The 25,525-nt window shown below is 42.5% G+C and carries 22 protein-coding genes; 1 reads left to right on the top strand and 21 read right to left on the bottom strand.

What is annotated here, in order from left to right; all coding sequences use genetic code 11:
* Positions 1 to 114 precede the first annotated feature (114 nt).
* From grpE to proB, 20 genes are all read right to left on the bottom strand, one after another.
* Positions 115 to 729, bottom strand: coding sequence for a nucleotide exchange factor GrpE (gene grpE / locus BQ5364_RS06415; RefSeq protein WP_044986635.1), 615 nt, complete (start codon positions 727 to 729; stop codon positions 115 to 117).
* A 44-nt stretch (positions 730 to 773) separates the two neighbouring features.
* Positions 774 to 1,817 (bottom strand): heat-inducible transcriptional repressor HrcA, encoded by a 1,044-nt coding sequence (gene hrcA / locus BQ5364_RS06410; protein ID WP_022249926.1) that lies wholly within the window; start codon positions 1,815 to 1,817, stop codon positions 774 to 776.
* A gap of 182 nt (positions 1,818 to 1,999) precedes the next feature.
* A complete protein-coding gene (locus BQ5364_RS06405) occupies positions 2,000 to 3,340 on the bottom strand; it encodes an MATE family efflux transporter (RefSeq protein WP_201991309.1) in 1,341 nt (446 codons plus the stop codon).
* Complete coding sequence (locus BQ5364_RS06400) at positions 3,337 to 4,353, bottom strand: alpha-hydroxy-acid oxidizing protein (protein WP_004611267.1); 1,017 nt, start codon at positions 4,351 to 4,353, stop codon at positions 3,337 to 3,339. The genes BQ5364_RS06405 and BQ5364_RS06400 overlap by 4 nt, the downstream gene beginning before the upstream one ends.
* A 32-nt stretch (positions 4,354 to 4,385) precedes the next feature.
* Positions 4,386 to 5,537 (bottom strand): radical SAM family heme chaperone HemW, encoded by a 1,152-nt coding sequence (gene hemW, locus BQ5364_RS06395; protein WP_071143873.1) that lies wholly within the window; start codon positions 5,535 to 5,537, stop codon positions 4,386 to 4,388.
* 77 nt (positions 5,538 to 5,614) lie between these two features.
* Positions 5,615 to 7,429: a translation elongation factor 4 gene (lepA, locus tag BQ5364_RS06390; protein ID WP_004611269.1), complete on the bottom strand. Its 1,815-nt coding sequence runs from the start codon at positions 7,427 to 7,429 to the stop codon at positions 5,615 to 5,617.
* A 77-nt stretch (positions 7,430 to 7,506) separates the two neighbouring features.
* Positions 7,507 to 8,487, bottom strand: a complete 981-nt coding sequence (gene holA, locus BQ5364_RS06385; protein ID WP_071143872.1) for a DNA polymerase III subunit delta — start codon at positions 8,485 to 8,487, stop codon at positions 7,507 to 7,509.
* Between the two features lie 58 nt (positions 8,488 to 8,545).
* Positions 8,546 to 10,744, bottom strand: a complete 2,199-nt coding sequence (locus BQ5364_RS06380; protein WP_071143871.1) for a DNA internalization-related competence protein ComEC/Rec2 — start codon at positions 10,742 to 10,744, stop codon at positions 8,546 to 8,548.
* Complete coding sequence (locus BQ5364_RS06375) at positions 10,741 to 11,670, bottom strand: GerMN domain-containing protein (RefSeq protein WP_071143870.1); 930 nt, start codon at positions 11,668 to 11,670, stop codon at positions 10,741 to 10,743. Before BQ5364_RS06375 ends, BQ5364_RS06380 begins: the two co-directional genes overlap by 4 nt.
* A 26-nt stretch (positions 11,671 to 11,696) precedes the next feature.
* A complete protein-coding gene (locus BQ5364_RS06370) occupies positions 11,697 to 13,163 on the bottom strand; it encodes a sensor histidine kinase (RefSeq protein WP_004611274.1) in 1,467 nt (488 codons plus the stop codon).
* A complete protein-coding gene (locus BQ5364_RS06365) occupies positions 13,120 to 13,809 on the bottom strand; it encodes a response regulator transcription factor (RefSeq protein ID WP_004611275.1) in 690 nt (229 codons plus the stop codon). Before BQ5364_RS06365 ends, BQ5364_RS06370 begins: the two co-directional genes overlap by 44 nt.
* 19 nt (positions 13,810 to 13,828) lie before the next feature.
* Positions 13,829 to 14,404 carry a helix-hairpin-helix domain-containing protein gene (locus BQ5364_RS06360; RefSeq protein ID WP_004611276.1) on the bottom strand — a complete coding sequence of 192 codons (576 nt, stop codon included), beginning with the start codon at positions 14,402 to 14,404 and terminating at the stop codon, positions 13,829 to 13,831.
* A 121-nt stretch (positions 14,405 to 14,525) separates the two neighbouring features.
* Positions 14,526 to 14,960 carry a DMT family transporter gene (locus BQ5364_RS06355; protein WP_004611277.1) on the bottom strand — a complete coding sequence of 145 codons (435 nt, stop codon included), beginning with the start codon at positions 14,958 to 14,960 and terminating at the stop codon, positions 14,526 to 14,528.
* A 72-nt stretch (positions 14,961 to 15,032) separates the two neighbouring features.
* Positions 15,033 to 16,238 (bottom strand): aspartate aminotransferase family protein, encoded by a 1,206-nt coding sequence (locus BQ5364_RS06350; protein WP_004611278.1) that lies wholly within the window; start codon positions 16,236 to 16,238, stop codon positions 15,033 to 15,035.
* Positions 16,207 to 17,106: an acetylglutamate kinase gene (gene argB, locus BQ5364_RS06345; RefSeq protein ID WP_022249919.1), complete on the bottom strand. Its 900-nt coding sequence runs from the start codon at positions 17,104 to 17,106 to the stop codon at positions 16,207 to 16,209. Before argB ends, BQ5364_RS06350 begins: the two co-directional genes overlap by 32 nt.
* A 19-nt stretch (positions 17,107 to 17,125) precedes the next feature.
* Positions 17,126 to 18,349 carry a bifunctional glutamate N-acetyltransferase/amino-acid acetyltransferase ArgJ gene (gene argJ, locus BQ5364_RS06340; protein ID WP_044986591.1) on the bottom strand — a complete coding sequence of 408 codons (1,224 nt, stop codon included), beginning with the start codon at positions 18,347 to 18,349 and terminating at the stop codon, positions 17,126 to 17,128.
* A gap of 16 nt (positions 18,350 to 18,365) precedes the next feature.
* The gene (locus tag BQ5364_RS06335) at positions 18,366 to 18,809 is read right to left on the bottom strand and encodes a GNAT family N-acetyltransferase (RefSeq protein WP_004611281.1); all 444 of its coding nucleotides are present in this window, start codon (positions 18,807 to 18,809) and stop codon (positions 18,366 to 18,368) included.
* Between the two features lie 21 nt (positions 18,810 to 18,830).
* On the bottom strand, positions 18,831 to 19,871 hold the full coding sequence (gene argC, locus BQ5364_RS06330) for an N-acetyl-gamma-glutamyl-phosphate reductase (protein WP_022249917.1): 1,041 nt from the start codon (positions 19,869 to 19,871) through the stop codon (positions 18,831 to 18,833).
* Positions 19,872 to 20,035: 164 nt separating this feature from the next.
* Entirely contained in the window at positions 20,036 to 21,280 is a 1,245-nt protein-coding gene (locus BQ5364_RS06325; protein WP_004611284.1) for a glutamate-5-semialdehyde dehydrogenase, read from the bottom strand.
* Entirely contained in the window at positions 21,277 to 22,107 is an 831-nt protein-coding gene (gene proB, locus BQ5364_RS06320; RefSeq protein ID WP_004611285.1) for a glutamate 5-kinase, read from the bottom strand. Before proB ends, BQ5364_RS06325 begins: the two co-directional genes overlap by 4 nt.
* A 502-nt stretch (positions 22,108 to 22,609) precedes the next feature.
* Here proB and BQ5364_RS06315 point away from each other — a divergent pair.
* Positions 22,610 to 23,839, top strand: coding sequence for an argininosuccinate synthase (locus BQ5364_RS06315; protein WP_004611286.1), 1,230 nt, complete (start codon positions 22,610 to 22,612; stop codon positions 23,837 to 23,839).
* A 48-nt stretch (positions 23,840 to 23,887) separates the two neighbouring features.
* On the opposite strand, the gene BQ5364_RS06310 is transcribed toward BQ5364_RS06315, so the two are convergent.
* Entirely contained in the window at positions 23,888 to 25,519 is a 1,632-nt protein-coding gene (locus BQ5364_RS06310; protein WP_071143869.1) for a Na/Pi cotransporter family protein, read from the bottom strand.
* Positions 25,520 to 25,525: the final 6 nt, after the last annotated feature.

The following is a 25,525-nucleotide window of genomic DNA, read 5'->3' as shown; positions in this document are numbered from 1 at the left end:
TTTTCTTGGTTTTTATAAGGAAGTCCGATTCACTAGGCTCGTGAAATACCTCGCCAAGTTCCTTCGGACAACCTTCGCACTAAGCTCGAAAACACCTTGCTAAGTGCTCTAGGTTTAGTTTGCTACTTTTACCATACTGTGTCTTACGACACTGTCTCTATAAGTGTATCCTTTTTGGAATTCTTCTACGATGATATTCTCACCTGCTTCCTCGTCCTCCACATGCATCACTGCATTGTGAAGATCCGGATTGAATTCCTGTCCTACTGCCTCAATTACTTTTACCCCGACTCCGTCGAGCGTTGTCATGATCTGTTTGTAGACCATCTCCATACCTGTCACAAAAGAATCATCCTTTTGTTCTTCTGTCACTGCGCTAAGACCTCTCTCAAAATTGTCGATCACCGGCAATATCTTTTCGATAATATCTTTTGCTCCAACTTCATACATCGCTGATTTTTCTTTCTCTGTACGCTTGCGGAAATTATCAAATTCTGCCATCTGTCTTGTCAGTCTATCAGTAAGTTCTTCAATCTGCTCATCCTTTTTATCTTTTTTCGGTTTGCGTTTGAATAACTTTTTGTCTTTCTTTTCTGCACCGTCTTCCCCTGCTTCTGAATCTTTCTCTTCCGCAAGTTCTTCGTCAGTTACCTCTTCTGATGTCTCTTCCATCTCTGTCTGCTGCTCTTTAGCCGCTTTTTTCGCTTCCTCCACGGCTTCTTTTACCATCTCTTCTTTGCTAAATTCTTTTTCCAATGGATCGTTCCACCTTTCTAATGTTCTTTATGGAATATTGCATCCAACTCTACCATCAGAGTCTTCAGCGTTGTCATTACATTTTCATAATCCATTCTCTTTGGTCCGATAATTCCTATCGTTCCCTGCATTCCCTCTCCCAATTCATAGGTCGCTGTCACGACACTGCAGTCCTTCATTGTCTGTACCGGTGTTTCATTGCCGATATAGACTTGAATTCCTTTGTTCTCCTGACTGGAAAGTGTCTGTGTCACAAGCTCTGCGAGCTGTTGCTTTTCCTCGAAGGCACTGATAATCTCCTGTGCGCTTTGATTGTCGCTCAGTTCCGGATATTTAAAAATATTCGTTGCACCGCTTGTATAGATTTCCAAATCGTTGTCAAGCTGAATGGTATTTGCCACCGCATCAAGAACATCGCTGATCACTTCACTGTGAATCCCTGCCTGCTCTTTTAATCTTGCGATCATCCCTAAGTTGATCTCCTCGATTGCCATTCCATTGAGGTTCGTATTCAGAAGCATGTTAAGCTTTAGTAAGGTCTCATTGCTCAGTGTTTCTGAAACAGTCACAATCTTATTCTTAATGATGTTTCCCTCCATGACAATGACTGCAATAATCTGATTCTCATCAACCTGAGATAATTGAATGAATTTTAATTTGTTTCTATTATATGTCGGAGCGGAAATCATCGTCGCGTAATTCGTGTTGGCTGCCAAAACTTTTGCCGCCTGCTTTAAAAGCTGATCCATCTTGTCTGCTTTCACAAGCATCTGTTCTTTCATCTCTGTAACTTCCTGCTCTTTTTCTTCCATCAGCATATCTACATACAACCGATATCCTTTGTCTGATGGAATACGACCTGCCGATGTGTGAGGCTGCATGATGTATCCCAAATCTTCCAAATCCGCCATCTCATTGCGAATAGTCGCTGAGCTTAAATTCAAATCTGTGTATTTGGAAATTGTTCTGGAACCAACCGGATCACCTGTCTCCAAATATGTCTTGATGATCGTCTGCAAAATCTTCATCTTACGATCATCTAATTCATGATTCGATTTCATGTCCACCCTCCTTCTCGGTTTTTTCTATTAGCACTCTATTCTTTCGAGTGCTAACACCTTACGATTATTAAGATAACACTCCGGTTTTCGTTTGTCAACCTAGTTTATATTTTTTTTACATTTTTTGCAGACTTTGTGTATGGCTGAACTGTTTCACCTCTATGATATCGCCACACTCACATCTATCCTTCTTTTCCCGGAATCCATTTCCCTTTCCACGCATACAGCACCATCAAAGCCGCCCCAATTGCCCAGGAAATTGGATATGCTATGTAAACTCCACGGATACTGTCAAAGTGCGGAACCACAAACTGTACCCACAACACCCTGTAAATGCAGAGCGAGAATAAAATGATTGCCATCGGCGGAATTGTTTTCCCGGTTCCACGAATGGTTCCCGCCATCTCATGCATGATGCTCAGCAGTGAATAGAACGGACAGAAATACCACATCGCCAATGTCCCAAAATAAATTACATCCGCATCTTTTGTAAATATGCCAATAATCTGATGTGAGAAACTAAGCAGCAGCACTCCCGTCACGATTGTATAAACAATCCCCATGCAAAGAGTCACCCACATTCCTTTCTTTACACGGTCAATCTTGCCAGCACCGATATTTTGTCCGGTAAATGTAGTTGCAGCCATACTAAAGCTCATCACCGGAAGAATATTAAATCCGTCTACTTTTATATAAGCCGCAAATCCAGCCATCGCTTTCGCTCCAAATCCATTCACGCTAGACTGAATCAGCACATTTGAGAACGAAATGACCATGTTCTGAATTCCAGTCGGCAAACCGATTTTGATGATACGGTTTGCCATCGGGACATCCCATCTTATCTTTTTCAGTTCCGCACGATATGGTTCATCTACACGCGTCAAAAAACGTAGGATGAAAATGCTTGACAACACCTGACTGATATCTGTTGCAATCGCAACACCTGCCACACCCATATGCAATCCCATGACAAACACAAGATCCAATACGATATTAGAAACAGATGCGATTGCCAAATAAACCAAGGAACGTTTGGAATTGCCGACCGCATTTAAAATTCCAGCTGCCATATTGTAAATCACATTGAACACAAGTCCTCCGAAGAAAATCCGCAGATACAGAACCGAATTCGGCATAACCTCCTTCGGAGTTCCCATCCACTGCAAGAGCAGCGGACTTGCCACTATTCCTACAATAGACAGGATTGCTCCTGTCACCACTGCAATCGCCAATGTTGTATGCACTGCATCCTGCACTCTCTTTTTGTCGTTCGCACCATAATACTGGGCAATGACTACTCCGGCACCCGCAGACGCTCCCATGCAGAACGATATCAAAAGATTGATCAGCGATCCACTGGAACCGACTGCAGCCAACGCCTCACTTCCCACAAAATTTCCTACAATAATGGAATCTGCTGTATTGTAAAGCTGCTGAAGCAGATTTCCCAAAATCAGAGGAATGGAAAAGAACAGAATCTGTTTCCAAATATTTCCCTCCGTCATTAATGTTGTCTTTTTCATCGCCATATCATATCCTTTGTAATTTCTTTTAGACTATTTGCTCCACACATTGCCATCGTATCCGCAAGCTCTGAACCGATTCTTTCTATATATAATTGCACTCCGTCTGTGCCTCCTCCGTACGCAGCCGTTACAAATGGACGACAGATAATCACACCGTCTGCACCAAGTGCCAATGCTTTAAACACATCCACACCGGAGCGGATTCCTCCATCCACAAAAATCTTCATTTTCCCCTTTACTGCTTTTGCAATCTCTTCCAGAACTTCTGCGGTAGCCGGACATTGATCCAGCACACGCCCTCCATGATTCGACACGACAATCGCATCTGCTCCTGCTGCCTCTGCTTTCAGTGCTCCCCTCACAGTCATGATCCCTTTCACAATAAACGGGGCGCGGGTTGATGCCGCAATTTTATGTAACTCTTCCACGGATTTTCTTCCTGCCGGCGGAGTCATATTTTTCAAAAATGGAAGTCCCGCCGCATCCACGTCCATTGCAACAGCAAATGCCCCGGAATCTTCTACTAATCTCATTTTTTCTTTAACCGTTTCCAAATTCCAAGGTTTTACAGTCGGAATTCCAATGCCTGCTGATTTTTTGATTGCCTCTGTCGCACATTTCATCACATCTGCATTGACTCCATCACCTGTCATAGCAGCAATCCCCGCCTTAGCACAAGCCGAAACCAGCACCTCATTGTAAGATGCATCATTATATTTTTCTCCATAGTGTAGATTTACCGCTCCGACCGGCCCCGCAAAAAACGGATATCTGAATGATTTTCCAAAAATATTGAGACTTGTATCTACCTTCTTATTTGCGCAGAGTGTATCCATATTAATACGGATATCCTTCCATTTTTCATAATTGCGAATTGCCGTATCTCCCACACCTTTTGCTCCCGGTCCCGGCATCTGGTTCCCACACGCCTTCCCGTTACATACCGGACATGCCTTACAATATTTTCCCATCTCTGGTCTTGCGTTTTCTAATAATTCTTCGTATGTCATTTTTTGCTTCCTCCCTCATGTAATCAGCATTTTTATTGATATAGTATTTCTGCAAATACATAGTTACTCACATCGATTCCTTTTTTTGTCAGACTTAAACAGCCTTCCCGTTGCTTTAACAAACCTTTTTCCATGACTTTCCTGATATTTTCTCCGTAGCAGTCCCAAATTGTTTTTTGGAAACAATTCCAAAAAGCCTGTTCTGAAATGCCATTCATCTTCCGAAGTCCTAAAAAAATAAATTCTTCCATCTGCTCTTCCTCCGTCAGATGCTCTGTGTTTTTTCTGATCTTCTCTGGCTGTCCTGCACACTCTGTATATTCTCTTAGATTCTCAGTATTACTATAACGTCTGTTATCTAATAAAGACGACGCTCCAAGTCCGAGTCCTAGATAATTTTTCCGTTCCCAGTATCCTAAATTATGCCGACATTCCATTCCCTCTTTTGCATAATTGGAAATCTCATAACGATGATATCCATTTTCGCCTAATATTTCTTCGGTCTTTTCATACATGAGACGCTCTTCCTCCTCACTTGGAAGATCTCGCTCCAGTGGGCTGCCTTCTCCATACAGTTTTGCGAATGACGTGCCCTCTTCAATAATCAAACTATATGCCGAAATATGTTCCGGCTTGAGGCGTATAATTCGCTTTAGTGTCTCTTCCCAGCTTCTTACTGTCTGCTTTGGAATTGCCGAAATCAAATCTATGTTGATATTCGTGAATCCTGCCGTTCTTGCCATCTCATAGCTTTCCAAAAATTGCTCATATGTATGGATTCTTCCAAGTAGCTTCAATTCTCCATTGTCTGCCGACTGTAAACCAAAACTGATACGATTGATACCAAGTTTTCGATAGGCAGACAGCTTCTCTTGTGTCACGGTTCCAGGATTTGCCTCCACTGTAATCTCTGCATCTTCTGCAATCTCAAACACCTCATGTAACGCCTCAAAAATTCGCTCCATTTGATTTCCTTCTAAAACAGACGGCGTACCTCCGCCCAAAAAAATAGTCACTACTATGTCATTTAGGGACAGGGCTTGGTAAGCTTTGATCTCTCTTATCAGTGCCTCCACATAATTTTCTATTGTTTCCCCATTTTCCGGGCTTGAAAGGAAATCACAGTAGGCACATTTCCTTACACAAAACGGAATATGAAGATATAATTCCAGTTCGTTTTTCATTATCCACCTCCAAAAAGGGACAGGGTCACATTTAATTGGGGACGTAGTAAAATTCAATTTTACTACGTCCCCAATTACTATTTATCATCTAGTTTCAACACGCTCATGAATGCTTTCTGCGGAATCTCTACGTTTCCAACCTGACGCATTCTCTTCTTCCCTTCTTTTTGCTTTTCCAAAAGCTTTCTCTTACGGGAAATATCACCACCGTAGCATTTTGCCAGCACGTCTTTTCGCATCGCCTTCACTGTCTCCCGCGCGATGACTTTGCTTCCGATTGCCGCCTGAATCGGAATCTCAAACAGCTGTCTTGGAATCTCTTCTTTTAATTTTTCACACATCTTACGTCCACGTTCGTATGCAGTCCCACTATGGACAATAAAAGATAATGCATCGACTTCTTCTTTATTAATAAGAATATCCAATTTCACAAGTTCTGACCGTTCATATCCTGCCATCTCATAGTCAAATGACGCATATCCTCTAGAACGCGATTTTAACGCATCGAAGAAATCATAAATAATCTCATTCAAAGGAAGAATATAGCGAAGCACTGCTCTTGTCTCTTCGATATACTCCATTCCCTGATAAATCCCTCGACGTTCCTGGCAAAGATCCATGATCGCTCCGATAAATTCAGACGTAACCATAATCTCAGCTTTCACAACCGGCTCTTCCATATAATCGATTTCAGCCGGATCCGGAAGATTCGACGGATTTGTCAGTTCAATCACTTCTCCATTTGTCTTATAAACTTTGTAAATAACGCCCGGAGCGGTTGTCACAAGATCCAGATTGTACTCTCTCTCCAAACGCTCCTGAATAATTTCCAAATGCAACAATCCTAAAAAACCACATCGGAAACCAAATCCAAGTGCAATCGATGTCTCCGGCTCAAACTGAAGTGCGGCGTCATTGAGCTGCAGTTTTTCCAGCGCATCTCTCAAATCCTGATATTTCGCCCCATCTGCCGGATAGAGTCCGCAGTATACCATCGGCTGCACCTTTTTATATCCCGGAAGTGGTTCTTTGCAAGGTCTGTTCGCATCTGTCACGGTATCACCAACACGAGTATCTTTCACATTTTTCAAACTGGCGGTAATATATCCAACCATTCCCGCACTTAATTCCTCGCAAGGAATGAACTGCCCCGCCCCAAAATATCCAACTTCCACGACTTCTGCCTTCGCTCCTGTCGCCATCATCTGAATCGATGTCCCTTTTTTCACCGTTCCTTCTTTGATACGGCAAAACACAATCACTCCCTTATAGGAATCATACAGAGAATCAAAAATCAACGCCTGAAGCGGAGCTTTCGGATCTCCTGTCGGCGCCGGAATCTTTGCCACGATCTGCTCTAGTACATCTTCGATATTCAGTCCTGTTTTTGCAGAAATACGCGGTGCATCTTCCGCCTCGATTCCGATGACATCCTCAATCTCTTCTATCACCCGTTCCGGATCCGCACTTGGAAGGTCGATCTTATTAATCACCGGCACAACATCCAAATCATGATCCAATGCCAGATATACATTTGCCAATGTCTGCGCCTCTACTCCCTGTGCCGCATCCACGACAAGAATCGCCCCGTCACACGCCGCAAGGCTTCGGGAAACTTCATAATTGAAATCCACATGCCCCGGAGTATCAATTAAATTAAATATATATTCTTCACCATCTTTTGCCTTATATACAATACGAACCGTCTGCGCTTTGATCGTAATTCCACGCTCGCGTTCCAATTCCATGTTATCAAGCACCTGAGACTGCATCTCACGGCTTGTCAATAATCCGGTCTTCTCAATGATCCGGTCTGCCAATGTTGACTTTCCATGGTCAATATGCGCAATAATACAAAAATTTCGTATTTTACTCTGATCTATTCCTGCCACTGTTATTCCTCCAACTATTACTTTCTCACAATTTTTTATTATAACGTAATTTCAAACGGGATTCCACTATAAAAACATTATTTTGCGGAATACTTCATTATAAACAGCTCTACCCCAAGCATATCACTCAGCCGCCCCGTCTTGACAGCCTCTTCCATATCCACGCTGTCTTCAATAATTTCACGAAGTGCCTTGCTTGAAAATGCCCTTGCCTGCTCCTGATATTTTCCCACTACAAATGGATGCAATCCCACTTTTGATGCAATCTCTTTTCGTGGATATCCTCTTTTGTCCATGTCCTTAACTTCCAAAAGCAGTCGAAACTGTCTGGTCAACAAGAACAAAATTCGCATCGGCGGCTCTTTCAGCGCCACTAGATCATAATAATAATCAAGTGCCTTTCTCTGCTGCTTTTCTGCAACTGCATTGACCATATCAAAGATCTGATTTGTAATCTGTGTCGTACAGATCTCTTCCACATCCTGTGCGGTAATCTCCGACTTGTCCAATGTATAGCAGAATAATTTTTCCAGTTCCCTTTGGATATTCTCCATATCAGTTCCAACCTTTGTCAAAAAGAACCGAATTACCTGCTCCGTGACCTGCTTATTCTCGCGCCTCACACTCCCCGCAATCCACCGAAGAAGTGTCGACTCATCCTGCCGTCCGAGCTCCACGACCCTTCCTTTATCTTTTACCGCCTTATAAAGCTTCCCTCGCTTATCGATCTCACTCTCGACAAAAATCATAGAAGTGGTCTCCGGAAGTTCCTTGATATAATCCGAAAGTTCCGGAGACGCATTCTTAAAAAATCCGCTGTTTGCCAAAATAATCAATCTGCGCTCTGCAAAAAACGGCAGCGTCTCAGCAAGATCAATGACTTCTTTCGCGTTAATTCCTTTTCCTTCATAGTATGCGTAATTCATCGTATCATCCGGTGGAACAATCGCATAGTGCAGCTTGTCTTTATACTGTTTTTTTAAATATGCCTCTTCGCCATACAAAAGATATATCTGTTTCAATTGTCCGGTTTTCAAATCTTCATTCAGACTTTTCATATTCACTACACTCCATCTACTTTATCTTCTCTTAGTCTAAATGCAAGCTTCTGAAATGTCAATGAAATCCGACAATCGAAAGCGTATTTCCATCACTTTTCAATGTGATCGCCCCATTTTCAATTGTACTATAAACTGCACTGTCTATAGCGTTCAGTCTCTCCAGTGTCTCTTTATGCGGATGCCCGTATCGGTTTCCTTTCCCAGCCGAGATTAGCGAAATATTTGGCTGGATTATCTTTAAAAGCTCTTCCTTGGTCGAATTTTTTGACCCGTGATGTGCCACTTTCAGCACCGAATACACCTTTTTTTCCACCTGCTCCAGCAAAATTTCCTCCCCTTTTTCCTCAACATCACCTGTACAAAGCATACCAAACTTCTGATAACAGATATCAAGTACCATAGAGGAAGCATTTCCGATTTCCCCTGGGAACTCCTCCTCTGGTTGAATGCAGGTCACCTGAAGATCCCCTTCCTGGAGTCTCATGCCGGGACGAATTACCAACACCCTTATTCCAGCTTTTTTTGCAAGTGCTGAGAGTTTTGTTAACGCCTCATCTTGTTGATAAGTTGCCGGAAGCACAAGGTTTTTGATTCTTACCCCGACATCCTGTCTTGTGATCATCTCCTCAACGCCACTGTAATGATCACTGTCTCCATGCGAGATCAGGACATAGTCTAAAGTTCCAATCCCCTGTGATTTCAAAAAAGGTTCTATCCGATATTTCCCTACTTCTTTGACATCACTGCTTCCCCCGTCAATCAGGTAAGTTCCATTTTTCGGTCCTCGAAGCAGAATACCGTCTCCCTGTCCCACATCAATTACCGTCACGAAAAGCTTTCCTCCTGTCCCATGACCGATGGAAAACCAAAACAGAATCATTGGAAACACACACCACACACTCCTTCTAAGAAACCGAAACAATTCTTTTTTGTTACATTTCAACACAAGAATAACACTCCCAAATACGAAAAGATAGTAAGCACTGATCTGCCACCACGCCGGCTGTCCAAACACCATTCTCGCCCCCGGCAATCGTCCTGCGGATCGACTCATCCACTCAAACAGTTCCAAAAATATTCCACACACTTTTACCAAAACCATACCTATCGGCTGACAGATTGGCAAAAACAAGCTGCCGATAAGTCCAAGTCCCAGAACCCACGACATCATCGGTATCACTGCTATATTCAATAAAAGTGAATATAGTGGAAATTCAAAATAAAAGTACAAAAGCACCGGAAACAGCATTAGATTAATGCCTATGCTCGCATACATCCCTTTCACAATCTGATATTTGCACGGGAACAGTTTTTCTATTGCAGGAAGAATGGTTAAGATCCCAAGTATCGCTCCGTATGAGAGTAAAAATCCGGCGTCTGCAAGGTATAATGGCTGCCAAAGAACAGTCACTGCCCCTGCGAAGAATAATCCAGTAGCCATATCATAGACTCTTCCTGTCATATCTGCACCAATGCGAAGTAAAAGCATAATCGCAGCACGTATCACTGACACAGATAAACCGATCATTAAGACATACAGAAAAAGCAGTATACCAGATCCGATCCCGGCAACAAAATAAGGACTTCCGACTTTTCGAAAAATCTGATACACACTCAGTCCAATAAAAGATATATGAAGTCCTGAAATTGCCAAAACATGTCCTATCCCATTTTTCTGATACAGCTCCTTGATCTCTGCATCCATCTCCTTCTTCTCACTCAATAAAATCGCACTTAAAACAGCGCCATTTTTTTCACCCATCGTCTCTGTCAGCTTCTCCTTCCATGCCTGCTTCAGACCGTAAAGAGAATTCATAAGTCGATTAGTCTTTCCACTCACTTCCATAATCTGTTCACCCCAGACCATGCCATAAATATTTTGTTTTGCATAATATTGCCTTTGGTCAAAATTCCCCGGATTGTGTGCCGTTTCAAACACATTGGCTTTCCCACGCAATTTGACCGTTTTCCCAATCGCAATATTTTGAAATGTCTTATCATATACTATTATCTTGGATTCATAAAATGATTCATTTTGACTGTTTATAGAATTGTTTTTTAGATACAAGATCTGCATCTTTGATGTGCTCGTCTTTTGATATACCTGCCCCTGCAAGATGACTTCTTTTTCTTTCTCTTCCTGAAAAATAGAATCGGCAGACAGTCCTCCCGACTGCCCGCCTGTCAGAAGCAGGAGCACGCTTTTTATCAGTAAAAAGACCAGACACACATAACATAATGGTCTTTTTTTCATTCTTCTTTTTTCTCCTCGATTAATTCTGAATTCCATTCCAAGGGACGATCCAATTGGATACTTCCCTTATACGTCACATCACTTGCACCGTTGACCAATATCTGTACACGGCTCGCATTCCCACTTTCGATAATGGAATTTACAGTCGAGTAAATTGCCACCTCCGGCTTCTGATTATAACCTTCCGTCAAAAATGTGGAATCCAGATTCACATAGCAAATGCCATCTTTTACAGATACTCCCAGCAGCTTTGTGTCCTTCGGGATCGTCGCCTGCGCCTTGCTGGATGCCGGCCCCCGCATCAATTGTTCCACAATCAATTTTTCGATAGAGGTATTGCTGCTGTAATGCACGTCATTAATCTTTTCACTCACAAGTTTTGTTCCATCCTCGTTTGAAAAATAAAGATTCAGCGACGTCACTTGATAACTGTTCAAAGAAGATCCTGTATTTTGTACAAAATCATCCGCACTCATCAATCCAATCGGTATACCTTCTCGATCTTTCAGCACGTCATCACCAACATAAAAAGATACAAAATCAATGCCATCAACCTGAACAAGCGTCTGCACAACTGCCGCCCTGCAAAGTACTTCCCTTGACTTTTTCATTTTTTCATATGCTTTATTAAAATGCAATTCCAGACAATTGTCTTTGATCTCGAATGATTCCACCTTGACTTCTTTTGGGAATACCGACTTCATCTCAATCGACTCCGGCGCTTTTTTAAGCTCCTTAAGCATATCTTTCACGACAGTCTCCGCTTTCTCCGAGTTGTTTTCATACTCTTGCTTTTCCAACGCATCATCATCGGTATTCAGATAGTAAATATACATTCCCGCATCTTCCATATGTTTCCCTGACGTACAGCCACTTGCAAGTATCATGCACAGAAACAACACCGCTGCATATATTCTTTTTTTCATGTCATTCCCCTTTTCTCCGCCTGCATTTACACAATATAGTTCAGTGGAACACGCACGGTAAAGGTTGTTCCTGTCCCCTCTTCACTGTATACCTTCACAGCTCCACGGTGCATGACGATCGCATTTCTCGCAATCGCCAATCCAAGCCCTGTTCCGCCAATCTCTCTAGAGTGCGATTTATCCACACGATAAAATCTCTCAAAAATATGTTCAATCGACTCCTCCGGTATTCCAATTCCAGAATCTGCAACCTTCACATAAAAATATTTGTGATCCGCGTTGAGTGACACATGTACCCACCCATCTTCTTTATTGTACTTGATTGCATTCTCCACTAAATTCGATATAGCAAGAGAAAGCTTTACTTCATCGACTTCTGCTGTTACCGGTCGAAAACTTTCAAACACAACTTCTATATTGCGCACTGCCGCAATCGGGCGCACCCGCTTCAATATCCGTTCTACCAACTCGTTAATATTCTCCGGTTTTACATTCAGATCAGAGGCTGTCTTATCCATCTTTACAAGAGAGAGTAAATCGTTGATAATCTTGTTCTCACGCTCAATCTCCTCTGTAATATCTCCCATAAATTCCTGATATAGTTCCACCGGCACATCCTCCTGTGCAAGAAGTGAATCTGCAAGTACTTTCATAGACGTAAGCGGCGTCTTCAATTCATGCGACACATTGGATACAAACTCCTGTCTAGAGTCATCCAATACCTTCAAACGTCCCAACATCTTGTTAAACGCATCAGAAATCTGTTTCGTTTCCGTATAGGCATTCTCTTTCAGATAGTCATTGTCATACCCTTCTGTCACATCCTCAATCGCCTGAGTGATTCTCGCAAACGGTTTGACCATCTTATTAGAAAGAAACGATACTATGACAACCAAAAGTAATACTGTCATCCCTAAAATAATATTGGCATTTGATTCCAGCATCTCCAATGTATCCAAAATACTATCCGCAGAGATGCTAATGAGAACAACTCCGATAATCTCTTTACCGCTTCCCGCCATAATAGGGGACGTCACCTCAATATAACGCTCCTTCGCATCATAATGGTTCGTCGATTTCCCGTCAAAACACTGAACAACATCAGAGGAGATGATCGTCTTTCCTTCTTCTGTTCCGAAAGTGTCCTTCACAATGCGATATTCTGAGTCAATCACCATCACTCGCCCATTATAAATATTCGACAACTGCAAAATCTCTGAGTTGATTGCCTCTGAAGCAGTTCCTTCCAAGTAATTAGAACTGCTCAACTGATTACACAGAATCGTTCCCTGATTCTGTACTTCAGCACTTTTTAGTGAAACCGCATTCTCCTCATACTGCTTCAAAAGCGTCTCTTTCAATACGATACACGGAAGTATACTGGTAATCATAATGAGCAGAACAAGTCTGGAACGCAGACTTTTAATAAGTTTACTTTTAATCTGCCATTTAACCCCTAAAATAGTAACCAACTCCCCACTTCGTATATACATATTTCGGATCACTTGGATGTTTCTCTATTTTTTCTCTCAAACGTCTGATATGTACATCTACCGTTCTTGCGTCTCCCGGGTACTCATATCCCCATACCAGATTCAACAGCTTTTCTCTGCTGTATACTTTATCCGGATTCTTTGCGAGCAGTTCCAAAAGATCAAATTCTTTCGCTGTCAGATTGATCTCTCGCTCCTGAATAAACACTCTTCTGCTCTCACAGTCGATCTTCATATCATGTTTGACCAAAACATTACTTTCTACCGTTTTTTCTTCTTTTCTTCCGGTTCTTCTCATAATGGCTTTGATTCTTGCTTTCACTTCCAAAATGTTAAATGGTTTTGTAATATAATCATCCGCACCATATTCCAGCCCCAAAATCTTATCCATGTCATCTCCTTTTGCAGTCAGCATGACAATCGGCACATCAGAAAAATCACGAATCTGCTGGCATACTGCAAATCCATCCATCTTTGGCAGCATGACATCTAAAAGGAGCAGATCATATTCGTTATTCTTCGCAAGTTCCAATGCCTCCTCCCCATCATAGGCACAGTCCACTTCCATACCGTCCTGCATCAGGCTGAAACGAATCCCTTTTACAATTAATTTTTCATCATCTACAACTAATACCCTTTTTCCCATTGTTTATCTCCCTCTATATTTAAACTGTAATAAGATCTTTTATTTTCTGAAAGACACCGTCTTTAATTCCTTCAATCTGCTTAATATCCTCTATGGATTGGAATTTCCCATGTTCTTCCCGATATTTTATAATACTGTCCGCTTTGGATTCGCCAATCCCGGCAAGTGTCATCAATTCTTCTTTTGTGGCGGTATTCAGATTGACTTTCCCACCCGCATCACCTGCTTCGCCCTCTTCTTTTAATGAATGATCCACTTCGCCCGCTGCCGGCACATAAATCTGTTCTTCATCCTGCAAAAGCGCGGCTTGATTAATCTCAGATATATCCGCATTCTCTGCAAATCCTCCTGCTTTTTGTATCGCCTCATACACTCTGCTGTCTTGTTGTAACTCATATACACCTGCCTGCATAACAGCTCCGCAGACATAGACATATATGCTCTTTTTCTCTTTTGTCTCTTCTTTTTTGGATGTCTCTGACTTCTCAGATCCAATCTCTTCCAATTCTTGTATCGGCTGTTCCTTCTTCTGACACCCACAGCAGCCCAACATAAAAATGATCCATATAATACTTGTTTTTATAATCTTTTGCATAAACCCTCCATAGTATAAACTACTACAGACACCCCTCTATGCTTAGACATTCTTATTGTAACGAATTTCTTTTTAAATTACAACAAATTTTTACAGTCTTGTTACATTTCCATGAAATCTTTTAACGCTCCCATTGAAAGATAGCCACACCGATCAAAGCAAGCGCCATACCACCGATTTTTCTCCAGTCAACCGGCTGTTTATCGACACCGAACAGACCCAGCAATTCAATGACATATGCGATGATAAGCTGCGAAATCACGATCAAAAGAGCCGCCTTTGCAGGTCCTAACTGCTCCATACTCTTGATAACCGTCCATGTAATCCCAGCTCCGATCACACCTCCAAGCAACATATATTTCGGCTCTACTTTTGCAATCGTCATGACATCGTCTCTTCCGGCGATGAACCATGCCACAAGACATACCGCAAATGCACTGAGCTGCACCCATCCATTTGACACCCACATTCCTGTCGTCTTCGTCACCTGTGTGTTAAACACCCCCTGTACACTCATCAGCGCACCTGATACTAACGCAATAAAAAACCCAATCATTGAGATCCCTCCTAAAAATTTTTCACTTTTAGTCTGTCCAATGAATCGGGTTTTTATTTATTCTTCTGAATTTTATTCTTCCAACGCTTTTGACAATTTCTCGATCATCTCATCCACATGTTCTTTTGTGATCACTAGCGGTGGTACAAGGCGCAGCACATTACCTCCTGCAGAGATTGTGATAAGCCCATGCTCCATTCCTTTTCGAATCACTTCTGTGACCGGTTTTTCCAAAACAAGCCCCTGCATAAGTCCTTTTCCGCGTCTTTCTTTCACAGCACTGCTTTCTTTCACAAGCTGATCTAACTGTTCTTCCAGATAGACGCTCACTTCCTTTACATGCTCCAGCAGATGTTCCTCTTCAAAAATCTGAAGCACCGTGTCAACCGCCGCACACACAAGCGGATTTCCTCCGTATGTCGTTCCGTGATCTCCCGGGAGCAGCGAAGCCTTTGCGACCTTCTCCGTCATCGCAAATGCCCCTACCGGCACACCGTTTCCAATCGCCTTTGCCATCGTCATAATATCTGGTTTGACTCCGTATCCCTGCCATGCAAACATAGATCCGGTTCTTCCCATACCGCACTGAATCTCATCAAAGATAAGCAAAATATCCTGCTCGTCGCAAAGCGCTCGAAGCCCTTCCAAAAAAGAGGTTTCCGCCGGGTAGATCCCGCCTTCCCCCTGCACTGTCTCCAAAATAATCGCACAGGTCTTGTCAGACAGAAGTGCTTTCACACTTTCCAAATCATTATAATCGGCAAATTTTACACCTTCCACCAACGGTTCAAATGGTTTTCTATATTGTTCTGTACCTGTCACGGAAAGCGCCCCCATACTTCTTCCATGAAAGGAATGGTTCATCGCAATAAACTCATACCGGCCACTCTGTTTCGTATAAGCATACTTTCGGGCAGCTTTCAGCGCCCCTTCAATCGCCTCTGTTCCGCTGTTTGTAAAAAATACACGATCCATGCAAGACACTTGTCTTAGATGTTCTGCTGCTTTTGCTGACGGCACGCTGTAGAACAGATTGGACGTATGTAACAACTTCTCCATTTGTTGTTTCAGACCTTCTGTATATTTAGGATGGCCATATCCAAGGGAACATACCGCAATTCCGGCTGCAAAATCTAAATATTTCTTTCCTTCTGTGTCATACAGATAGACGCCTTCTCCTTTTTCCAGAACAATCTGATAACGGTTATATGTATGAAGAAGTGATTGTTCTGCTGTCTCAATATAATTATTTTTCATGGTAAAACCTACTTTCTTCATCCTTTAAAATCGCAGTTCCAATCCCTTTGTTTGTAAAGATTTCCAACAACAGACAATGCGGGATTCTGCCGTCCAAAATATGCACTCTGGATACACCGTTCTCAATCGCATCAATACAGTTTTGCAGCTTTGGAAGCATGCCTCCGCCGATGTAGCCCTCTTTCATAAGCGTTTCTGCCTGTTCTACCGTCAGCTCCGAAATCAACGTCTTAGGATCTTTCGGATCTTTGTAAACTCCCTCGATATCTGTCAAAAATGCAAGCTTCTCCGCCTCCATCGCACGCGCGATCGCACATGCCGCATCATCTGCATTGATGTTATAAGTCTCAAAATTATCATCCAGACCAACCGGACATACAATCGGCAAAAAGTCTTTTTCCAAAAGATCGTACAAAATCTCAGCGTTTACCTGCGTTACTTCCCCCACATATCCGATGTCTGCGCCGTCTGACAGTTTCTTTTCCACTTTCAACAATCCACCGTCTTTTCCGCTGATTCCGATTGCTCGAACCCCAAGAGACTCCACAAGTTGTACCAGACTTTTATTCACTTTTCCAAGAACCATCTCAGCAACTTCCATCGTATCGGCATCAGTCACACGCAGACCGTTGATAAACTGTGGCTTCATCCCTGCTTTTTCCACCCACTTGCTGATCTCTTTTCCACCACCGTGCACAATAATCGGCTTAAACCCAACAAGTTTTAATAAGGTTACATCCTCTATGACACGTCTTTTCAGGTCTTCATCCACCATGGCGCTTCCGCCATATTTTACGACAATAATTTTCCGGTTAAATCTCTGTATATATGGAAGCGCCTCGATCAGCACCTCCGCTTTACTTAAGAATTTTTGCATATTTGGACTCATCTTCGTTTTCCTCCCTTTATTAGCTTCTGTAATCTGCGTTAATTTCAATGTATCCGTGTGTCAGATCACATCCCCATGCCGTCGCTTTTGCATCACCCATCTTAACGTCAGCTGTTGCTGTCACAATCGGCTGTGATAAAATTTCAGTTGCCTTCTCCTCACTGTAATCTACAGCAGTTCCATTTTCTGCAATCTGAATCTTTCCTGCCGCACTCTCAAAAAACAAATCCACTTTCTCTGGATCAAATTGTGCTCCTGAGTATCCCATCGCACAGATAATACGACCCCAGTTCGCATCGTGTCCCGCAATCGCTGTCTTTGTCAGATTCGAGCATGCAATTGCTTTGCTTAATAAGACAGCCTGCTCCTTTGTCTGGGCTCCGACAACATTTACTTCGAATAATGCAGTCGCCCCTTCTCCATCTCCTGCAATCTTCTTTGCCAGATATTCATTAATCTCATGAAGCGCCTCTGCAAACACCTCGTATTCCTTCGTTCCTTCCACAATCTTTTCGTTTTCTGCCATTCCATTTGCTATGACAAGCACCGTATCGTTTGTAGATGTGTCTCCATCCACAGAAATCATGTTATAAGTATCGTCGACATCCTCACTCAATGCTTTTTGAAGCGCTGTTTTGGAAATCGCAGCATCTGTCGTGATAAAGCTCAGCATCGTACACATATTCGGGTGAATCATGCCGGAACCCTTCGCCATTCCGCCAATCGTGACTGTCTTGCCGCCAATCTCAATCTCCACTGCAATCTCTTTCTCACAGGTATCTGTCGTCATAATTGCTTTTGCAGCCTCTGTCCCGGCCTGAACAGTATCACTTTTCGCCTCTGCAAGCATTTTTACTCCTGCCTGGATGCGGTCAATTGGAAGCTGTTTTCCGATGACTCCTGTCGATCCAAGAAGAACACTGTCTGCCGAAATCCCCAACTCTTTCGCTGCCGCATCCGCAGTATCTTTGCAGTATCCGTATCCTTCAGCCCCTGTGCAGGCATTAGCAATCCCCGAATTCACAATGATCGCCTGTGCCGCTTTGCCTTCCTTTACAATTTTCTGATCCCATGTAACCGGCGCCGCTTTTGCCACATTCGTCGTAAATGTTCCTGCCGCCACACACGGCTCTTTGCTGAAAATGATCGCCATATCTGTACGTCCCTGATACTTGATATTTGCCTCGACACCTGCCGCCTCAAATCCTTTTGCTTTCGTCACTCCACCTTTTACAATCTTCATCATGCACATCTCCTTTTTATTTATTAAACGCAGTAATATTTGCTTCATTCAACGTAAATTCGTAATAATTTAAATCTTCCCGCTTCGTCCATCCGATTTCATTCCAAAATGCATTTCCAATATCGTTTTCCATAAACGCAATCAATGATACTTTATTAATCTTCTCTTCTTTTAATGCCTCCATCGCTTTCACTACCATACTCCGTCCGATTCCGTGCATCCGATACGCTTCGTCCACACATACATGATAGAGGCATCCCCTTCTTCCATCGTGTCCACACAGGATGCTTCCGACAATCTTTTCATCCTCCACTGCGACAATACTTGTTGTTGGATTCCGTTTCAAAAAACGTTCGACCCCTTCTTTCGAATCGTCAATACTCCGGATTCCAAACCCGTGAATCTTCATCCACAGTGCATAGACACCTTCATAATCTTCTATCGTCATTTGTCTAATCATGTTACCCTTCTCCTGACTGTTTTATGGAAACATCGGAACAAGCTCAAGTCCTGTCGTCTCCGGCAGTCCAAACATCAGATTCATGTTCTGTACCGCCTGACCTGCCGCACCTTTTACAAGATTGTCCATCGCTCCCATCATAATGATTCTGTTCGTCCGCTCATCGATTTTAAAATTCACATCTACATAGTTGCTGCCCTCCACCCATTTTGTCTGCGGGCAGACATCTTTTTCCAATACACGCACAAATTTTTCTTTCTGATAATACTTATCATAAATCGCCTTTACTTCCTCATAGGTCACTGTTTTCTTTAAGGCTGCATATGCCGTCACCAAAATTCCCCGATTCATCGGAACAAGATGTGGCGTAAAATTCAAAAGTACGTTCTCGCCTGCGGCATAGCCAAGCTGTTCTTCAATCTCTGGTGTATGTCGGTGAACAGCCACCCCATACGCTTTGATATTCTCATTCACTTCACAGTAAAGATTATCCACTTTCGCCCCTCTTCCGGCTCCAGAAGTTCCTGATTTTGCATCAATAATAACCGTGCTCATGTCAATCAGTCCTTCTTTTGCGAGCGGATAAACTGACAGTGTTGAGCATGTCGGATAACATCCCGGATTTGCCACAAGTCTTGCATGTTTTACATCCTCACGGTTGATCTCACAAAGTCCATACACTGCCTCCTCGATAAACTGAGGACTTTTATGCTCGATCCCATACCATTTTTCATACGTCTCCACGTCCTTAATACGGAAATCTGCGCTCAGATCTATGACTTTTACTTTGGACAAGATTTCCTCATCGATCAGTGATGCGCAAAGCCCCTGCGGTGTCGCCGTAAATATGACATCCACCTCATCTGCCAGCGCTTTCATGTTATCATCCATACAGACTGCATCAACAATCTGAAACATGTTCTGATACACTTCACAATACTTTTTATCAATATAACTCCTGGAGCCATACCACTTGATTTCTGCATGTTTATGTCCCATTAAAATACGGACAAGTTCTCCCCCCGCATAGCCGGTGGCACCAATAATTCCCACTTTGATCATACAACCAACATCCTTTCTTCCTTTTTTCTAATTTTAACACTTGCATCGCAAAATGCAACACAAACCTTTCGCACGTTACCAAAGTAACGTTTTACGATACATAAAAGAAATACTTGCATAAGTATACATCGTTTTTGCATATTATGCAAGTATTTCTTTTCATTTTATCGAATCTGACCATCTCCGAAAATAATATATTTGGTTGTCGTAAGGGCGTCCAATCCCATCGGACCTCTCGCATGAAGTTTCTGTGTACTGATTCCAATCTCGGCCCCAAAACCGAATTCAAATCCATCGGTAAATCTCGTCGAAGCATTCACATACACTGCCGCTGCATCTATCTCATCCTGAAATTTCAGTGCATTTCGATAATTCTCTGTAATAATAGATTCCGAATGCCCAGTATTATACGTATTGATATGGGCGATTGCTTCATCTATGGAAGAGACGACTTTCAGAGAAATCATCTTATCTAAATATTCCGTCCCCCAGTCATCGTCCGATGCTGTTGTAATTCTTTCGTCTATCGCCATCGAAGTTTGATCTCCTCGAATTGCAACTCCCTTTTGCGTCAGCCTGTCACAGATCATCGGAACGACCTGACACGCCACATCTTCATGAATCACCAACGACTCACATGCATTGCATACACCAAGGCGCTGTGTCTTGGCGTTATCAATGATTTCCACTGCCATCTGAAGATCTGCAAACGCATCTACATATATATGACAGTTGCCCGTGCCTGTCTCAATAACCGGAACTGTACTGTTCTTTACAACTGTTTGGATCAATCCTGCTCCACCTCTCGGAATGAGCACATCAATATACGTGTTCATCCGCATTATCTCCTGTGCCACTGCACGATCCGTATTTTCAATCAGGATTACCGCATCTTCCTCAATCTGTGTGGCGTTAAGTGCTTTTCGAAGCACACTCACAATCGCCTTGTTGGAAAAAATACAATCACTGCCACCTCTTAAAATCACAGCATTTCCTGATTTCAGGCACAAACCAAATGCATCTGCTGTCACATTTGGTCTGGATTCATAGATGATTCCAACAACTCCCAGAGGCACTCTTTTCTTTCCGATGCGAAGTCCGTTCGGTCTCACTTTCATATCCGTCACTATTCCGATTGGGTCTTCCAGATCCGCAATCTGTAACAGCCCATCTGCAATTCCTGCAATGCGTTCCCTAGTCAGCATCAATCGGTCTATAAGAGATTCCTTCATTCCTTTTTCTCTCGCATTCGCAATGTCTTTTTGATTCTCTTCCAGTAAAAATGCTGCTTGTTTCTTCAATTCTTTTGCTGCCTGTTTCAGCGCCTCGTTTCTTCTGTTCTGTCCCAGTAAGCCGATACTCCTGCTCGCCGCCTTGCTTCTCATTCCGATTTGTTCCATGTATTTCATATGATTTTCCTCCCGTTTTCCCTCTCTGCCATAAACAATGTTCCAATCTTCTTTCCTGCCATGATATCGTTGATTGCACAAATATTGGCTCCATTGGCAATAACCATATCTGCCCCGGACTTCGTCGCAACCTTCGCAGCTTCGATCTTCGTCGCCATTCCTCCTGTTCCCATAGCGCTTCCAGCTCCTTTTCCCATCCTCTCCAGTTTCTCATCAATATACCGCACCGTATGGACAAATCTGGCATTTGGATTCTTCCGAGGGTCATCTGTATAAAGTCCCTCGATATCCGACATCAGGATTAAAAGATCTGCCTCCACAAGTCTGGCAACATGAGCCGCCATTGTATCATTGTCTCCAAAATTTCCATACGCCTCTTCCTCCACAGAAATCGCATCATTTTCATTTACAATCGGAACGACGTTCATACGCAGCAGCTCCTCAAATGTATTTCTCGCATCCTGCCTGCACTCTTTACTCATAATGGATTCTTTTGTCAGCAACACCTGTGCCGTCAACTGATCATACTCTGCAAACAGTTTTTCATACATCATCATCATTCGTCCCTGTCCGACTGCTGCGCACGCCTGCTTTATTGCACTTTCTTCTAGTCGTTCCCAGATTCCAAGCACCTGTCTGCCGATTCCAACTGCTCCAGACGATACAACAATCACTTCTTTTCCCTTATTTCTCAAATTGATTAAAATTCTCACAAATTTCTCAAGCTTTTCCAAATCAATGTTTCCCGTTTCCTTATGTGTGATCGTCGTTGTTCCCACTTTGATCACGATTCGTTTTTTGCTTTTTATTGTCTCTCTCTGTTCCATTTCACACACCTCTTGTTCTGCTTCTTTCTATGCCCTATGCCGTTTAAACGCAAAAACAGGATAGAAGTATACAACAAATACTTCTACCCTGAATATTCCTTGGCAGACACAGCATCTACTTCTCTACAACTACAATATTGAATTTATGCTTCGCTGAACACCCCGAGGGGATTGCACGGCACAAAAACAACACTGCGTGTAATAGGCAGCTTTCGATTAGATCTTTTTATGAAATTATAAGTTACATGATACTGTCTTTCTTCCATAACTCATTCTCCAACCTTTTCTGTGTGATATTTTTATTTTTTTATTCTACACCTCTTTTGGCTTTTGTCAATAGTTTTCTACGCTAAATCAGGAAAGCGCATCTCTTTAATGGAATATTTATTCATGTTTTTTGCATATTTTATTATTTTTTTGCAATTTACACTTGATTTATGCAAAAAATAGGAGTATAGTAACCTTAGTTGAACAGTAAAAAAAGTTTAGGAGGCATTACATTATGAAAGAAAAAGTAGTTTTAGCATATTCTGGCGGACTTGATACAACTGCCATCATCCCTTGGTTAAAAGAAAATTTTGATTACGATGTCATCTGCTGCTGCATTGACTGTGGGCAGGGCGAAGAATTAGACGGATTGGAAGAACGTGCAAAATTATCCGGAGCATCTAAATTATATATTGAAAACATCATTGACGAATTCTGTGATGACTATATCGTTCCTTGCGTTCAGGCAAATGCCATCTACGAAAACAAATATTTACTTGGAACTTCTATGGCTCGTCCGGGAATCGCAAAAAAATTGGTTGAAATCGCAAGAAAAGAAGGCGCTACAGCCATCTGCCACGGTGCTACCGGAAAAGGAAATGACCAAATTCGTTTTGAACTCGGCATCAAAGCACTTGCTCCTGATTTAAAGATTATTGCTCCTTGGAGAATGACAGATATTTGGACAATGCAGTCTCGTGAGGAAGAGATCGAATACTGCAAAGCACATGGTATCGACCTTCCATTTGACGCAAGCCACAGCTACAGCCGTGACCGTAACTTATGGCATATCAGCCACGAGGGATTGGAATTAGAAGATCCTGCTCAGGAACCAGATTATGACAATTTGCTCGTGCTTGGTGTCACTCCAGAAAAAGCGCCAGATGAAGGGGAATATGTGACAATGACATTTGAAAAAGGTGTTCCTACCAGTGTAAACGGCACACAGATGAAAGTTTCCGAGATCATTACAACATTGAACGAACTCGGTGGAAAACATGGTATCGGTATCGTTGACATCGTAGAAAACCGTGTGGTAGGTATGAAATCTCGTGGTGTATACGAGACACCAGGTGGAACAATCCTTATGGAAGCTCACCAACAATTAGAGGAACTGGTATTAGACCGTGCTACATATGAAGTGAAAAAAGATATGGGTAACAAACTTGCTCAGATTGTATACGAAGGAAAATGGTTCACACCACTTCGCGAAGCAGTTCAAGCTTTCATCGAATCCACACAGGAATATGTAACCGGAGAAGTAAAATTCAAACTCTACAAAGGAAATATCATCAAAGCCGGAACAACTTCTCCATACTCACTGTACAGTGAATCTTTGGCAAGCTTTACAACAGGCGACTTATACGACCATCACGATGCCGACGGATTCATCACACTGTTCGGTCTTCCGCTCAAAGTTCGCGCAATGAAAATGGCTGAAGTCGAAAAGGAAAACAACAAATAATCAGATAGACAAAGAGGACCGATTTTCGGTCCTCTTTATCTATCTCTATTACATTTGCATCTCTTCATATTTTTCTGCAATATTCAGTGCATGATCCCCGATTCGTTCAAAATCAGTGAGCATCTCAGACAGGATAACCCCTGCTTCTGCACTGCATTTTCCAGACTGCATTCTCTCAATCTGCCCTTTCAAAAGACTTTCCTGCATATCATCAATACGCTGTTCGTTCTTTGCTGCAATCTCTAACACATGCTTTCTGCCATTCATATTTTCTTTGCTGATTCCTTCTAATGTCTCTGTACAAAGATCTTTCATCTGCTCTAACGACTCAATTGCTGACTGTGAAAATTTGATATCCCACTCACTCATATTGTGCAGATAGTCCACAAAGTTGATTGCATGATCTCCAATTCTCTCCAAATCTCCGATGATTCGATAGTAGGCGTTTAACTTCTGAGAATCCTGAATCGTCATCTCTGTTGTCATCAGATGTACAATATATTTTGAAATCTCTTTATTCAGATAATCGATATACTGTTCTCTGTCCTCCAAATCTGCAACCATATTTTGATCATTTTTGATTACAGCACGAAAACAACCTTCTGTGTTCTTTTTTACCATCTGAAGCATACGTTCTACCTCATTTTCAATCTGGCTAATCACCATTGCAGCATGTCCGACTGTATGGTTGTTTTCAAATGGACGGATATATTTCAATCGCTTGATATCCTCTTCCTGTCCTTCTTTATCCGGCAGAAGCACCTTGGCAGCTTTCGCCATAAGTGTTCCAAATGGAAGAAGTACTAAAGTAGTGACAATATTGAATGTTGTATGTACATTGGCAATCTGTGCTACCGGATTATCCGGTGTCAGCGCTGCAATCCAGTCTGTAAATGGAGTGATCAGACAGATTACCGAGAATAAAACCGTACCAATAATGTTGAACATCAAGTGGATTACCGTCGTTCTCTTTGCATTTACCTTTGTTCCGATAGATGCCAGCACTGCTGTAATACAGGTTCCGATATTCTGTCCAAACAAGATAAACACTGCACTCGAAAGCGGAATCGCACCTGTGCTTGCAAGTGCCTGCAAAATACCAACTGATGCAGAAGACGACTGTATAATCGCAGTAAATACCGCACCGATCAAAATGCCAACAAGCGGGTTGTTAAAGTTCGCCATAAAGCCGATGAACGTCTCTGACTGCTGAAGCGGCGCCATCGCATCTCCCATCATACCCATACCAATAAATAATACACCAAGTCCGGCAAAAATCTCACTGATATGTTTGATTTTTTCATTTTTTGCAAACATAATGACCGCAACACCAGCAAACGCAAATAGCGGTGCAATCACATCAATATCAAGTGCGATCAGCTGTCCGGTAATCGTCGTACCGATATTGGCACCCATAATTACCCATACAGCCTGATTCAATGTCATCAATCCAGAGTTTACAAACCCTACGACCATGACGGTTGTCGCCGAAGACGACTGGATTACTGCTGTGATCGCAGCCCCGACAAGAACCCCTTTGATTCTGTTTGATGTCAATTTTTCCAAGATGCTTTTCATCTTGTTTCCTGCTGCTGTCTCAAGACCATTTCCCATCATCTGCATACCGTACAAGAACAATGCAAGTCCTCCAAGCAACAATAGTATATCATTTAATTCCATTGTTTA

The sequence above is a fragment of the Coprococcus phoceensis genome, from assembly GCF_900104635.1.
Taxonomy (GTDB): domain Bacteria; phylum Bacillota; class Clostridia; order Lachnospirales; family Lachnospiraceae; genus Faecalimonas; species Faecalimonas phoceensis.
This window is presented reverse-complemented; position numbering and strand designations above follow the sequence as displayed.

Coding starts and splice junctions, on each gene's coding strand:
- hemW (WP_071143873.1), bottom strand. CDS start 5,537: ATGAAAAACGAACTGGAATTATATCTTCATATTCCGTTTTGTGTAAGG.
- BQ5364_RS06380 (WP_071143871.1), bottom strand. CDS start 10,744: ATGAAAAAAAGACCATTATGTTATGTGTGTCTGGTCTTTTTACTGATA.
- BQ5364_RS06315 (WP_004611286.1), top strand. CDS start 22,610: ATGAAAGAAAAAGTAGTTTTAGCATATTCTGGCGGACTTGATACAACT.
- proB (WP_004611285.1), bottom strand. CDS start 22,107: ATGGAACAGAGAGAGACAATAAAAAGCAAAAAACGAATCGTGATCAAA.
- argB (WP_022249919.1), bottom strand. CDS start 17,106: ATGAGTCCAAATATGCAAAAATTCTTAAGTAAAGCGGAGGTGCTGATC.
- BQ5364_RS06375 (WP_071143870.1), bottom strand. CDS start 11,670: ATGAAAAAAAGAATATATGCAGCGGTGTTGTTTCTGTGCATGATACTT.
- argJ (WP_044986591.1), bottom strand. CDS start 18,349: ATGAAGATTGTAAAAGGTGGAGTGACGAAAGCAAAAGGATTTGAGGCG.
- grpE (WP_044986635.1), bottom strand. CDS start 729: ATGGTAAAAGAAGCCGTGGAGGAAGCGAAAAAAGCGGCTAAAGAGCAG.
- BQ5364_RS06325 (WP_004611284.1), bottom strand. CDS start 21,280: ATGAAATACATGGAACAAATCGGAATGAGAAGCAAGGCGGCGAGCAGG.
- BQ5364_RS06365 (WP_004611275.1), bottom strand. CDS start 13,809: ATGGGAAAAAGGGTATTAGTTGTAGATGATGAAAAATTAATTGTAAAA.
- BQ5364_RS06405 (WP_201991309.1), bottom strand. CDS start 3,340: ATGAAAAAGACAACATTAATGACGGAGGGAAATATTTGGAAACAGATT.
- BQ5364_RS06360 (WP_004611276.1), bottom strand. CDS start 14,404: ATGCAAAAGATTATAAAAACAAGTATTATATGGATCATTTTTATGTTG.
- BQ5364_RS06370 (WP_004611274.1), bottom strand. CDS start 13,163: ATGTATATACGAAGTGGGGAGTTGGTTACTATTTTAGGGGTTAAATGG.
- BQ5364_RS06350 (WP_004611278.1), bottom strand. CDS start 16,238: ATGAAGAAAGTAGGTTTTACCATGAAAAATAATTATATTGAGACAGCA.
- BQ5364_RS06400 (WP_004611267.1), bottom strand. CDS start 4,353: ATGACATACGAAGAATTATTAGAAAACGCAAGACCAGAGATGGGAAAA.
- BQ5364_RS06335 (WP_004611281.1), bottom strand. CDS start 18,809: ATGATTAGACAAATGACGATAGAAGATTATGAAGGTGTCTATGCACTG.
- BQ5364_RS06310 (WP_071143869.1), bottom strand. CDS start 25,519: ATGGAATTAAATGATATACTATTGTTGCTTGGAGGACTTGCATTGTTC.
- holA (WP_071143872.1), bottom strand. CDS start 8,487: ATGAAAAGTCTGAATGAAGATTTGAAAACCGGACAATTGAAACAGATA.
- BQ5364_RS06355 (WP_004611277.1), bottom strand. CDS start 14,960: ATGATTGGGTTTTTTATTGCGTTAGTATCAGGTGCGCTGATGAGTGTA.
- hrcA (WP_022249926.1), bottom strand. CDS start 1,817: ATGAAATCGAATCATGAATTAGATGATCGTAAGATGAAGATTTTGCAG.
- argC (WP_022249917.1), bottom strand. CDS start 19,871: ATGATCAAAGTGGGAATTATTGGTGCCACCGGCTATGCGGGGGGAGAA.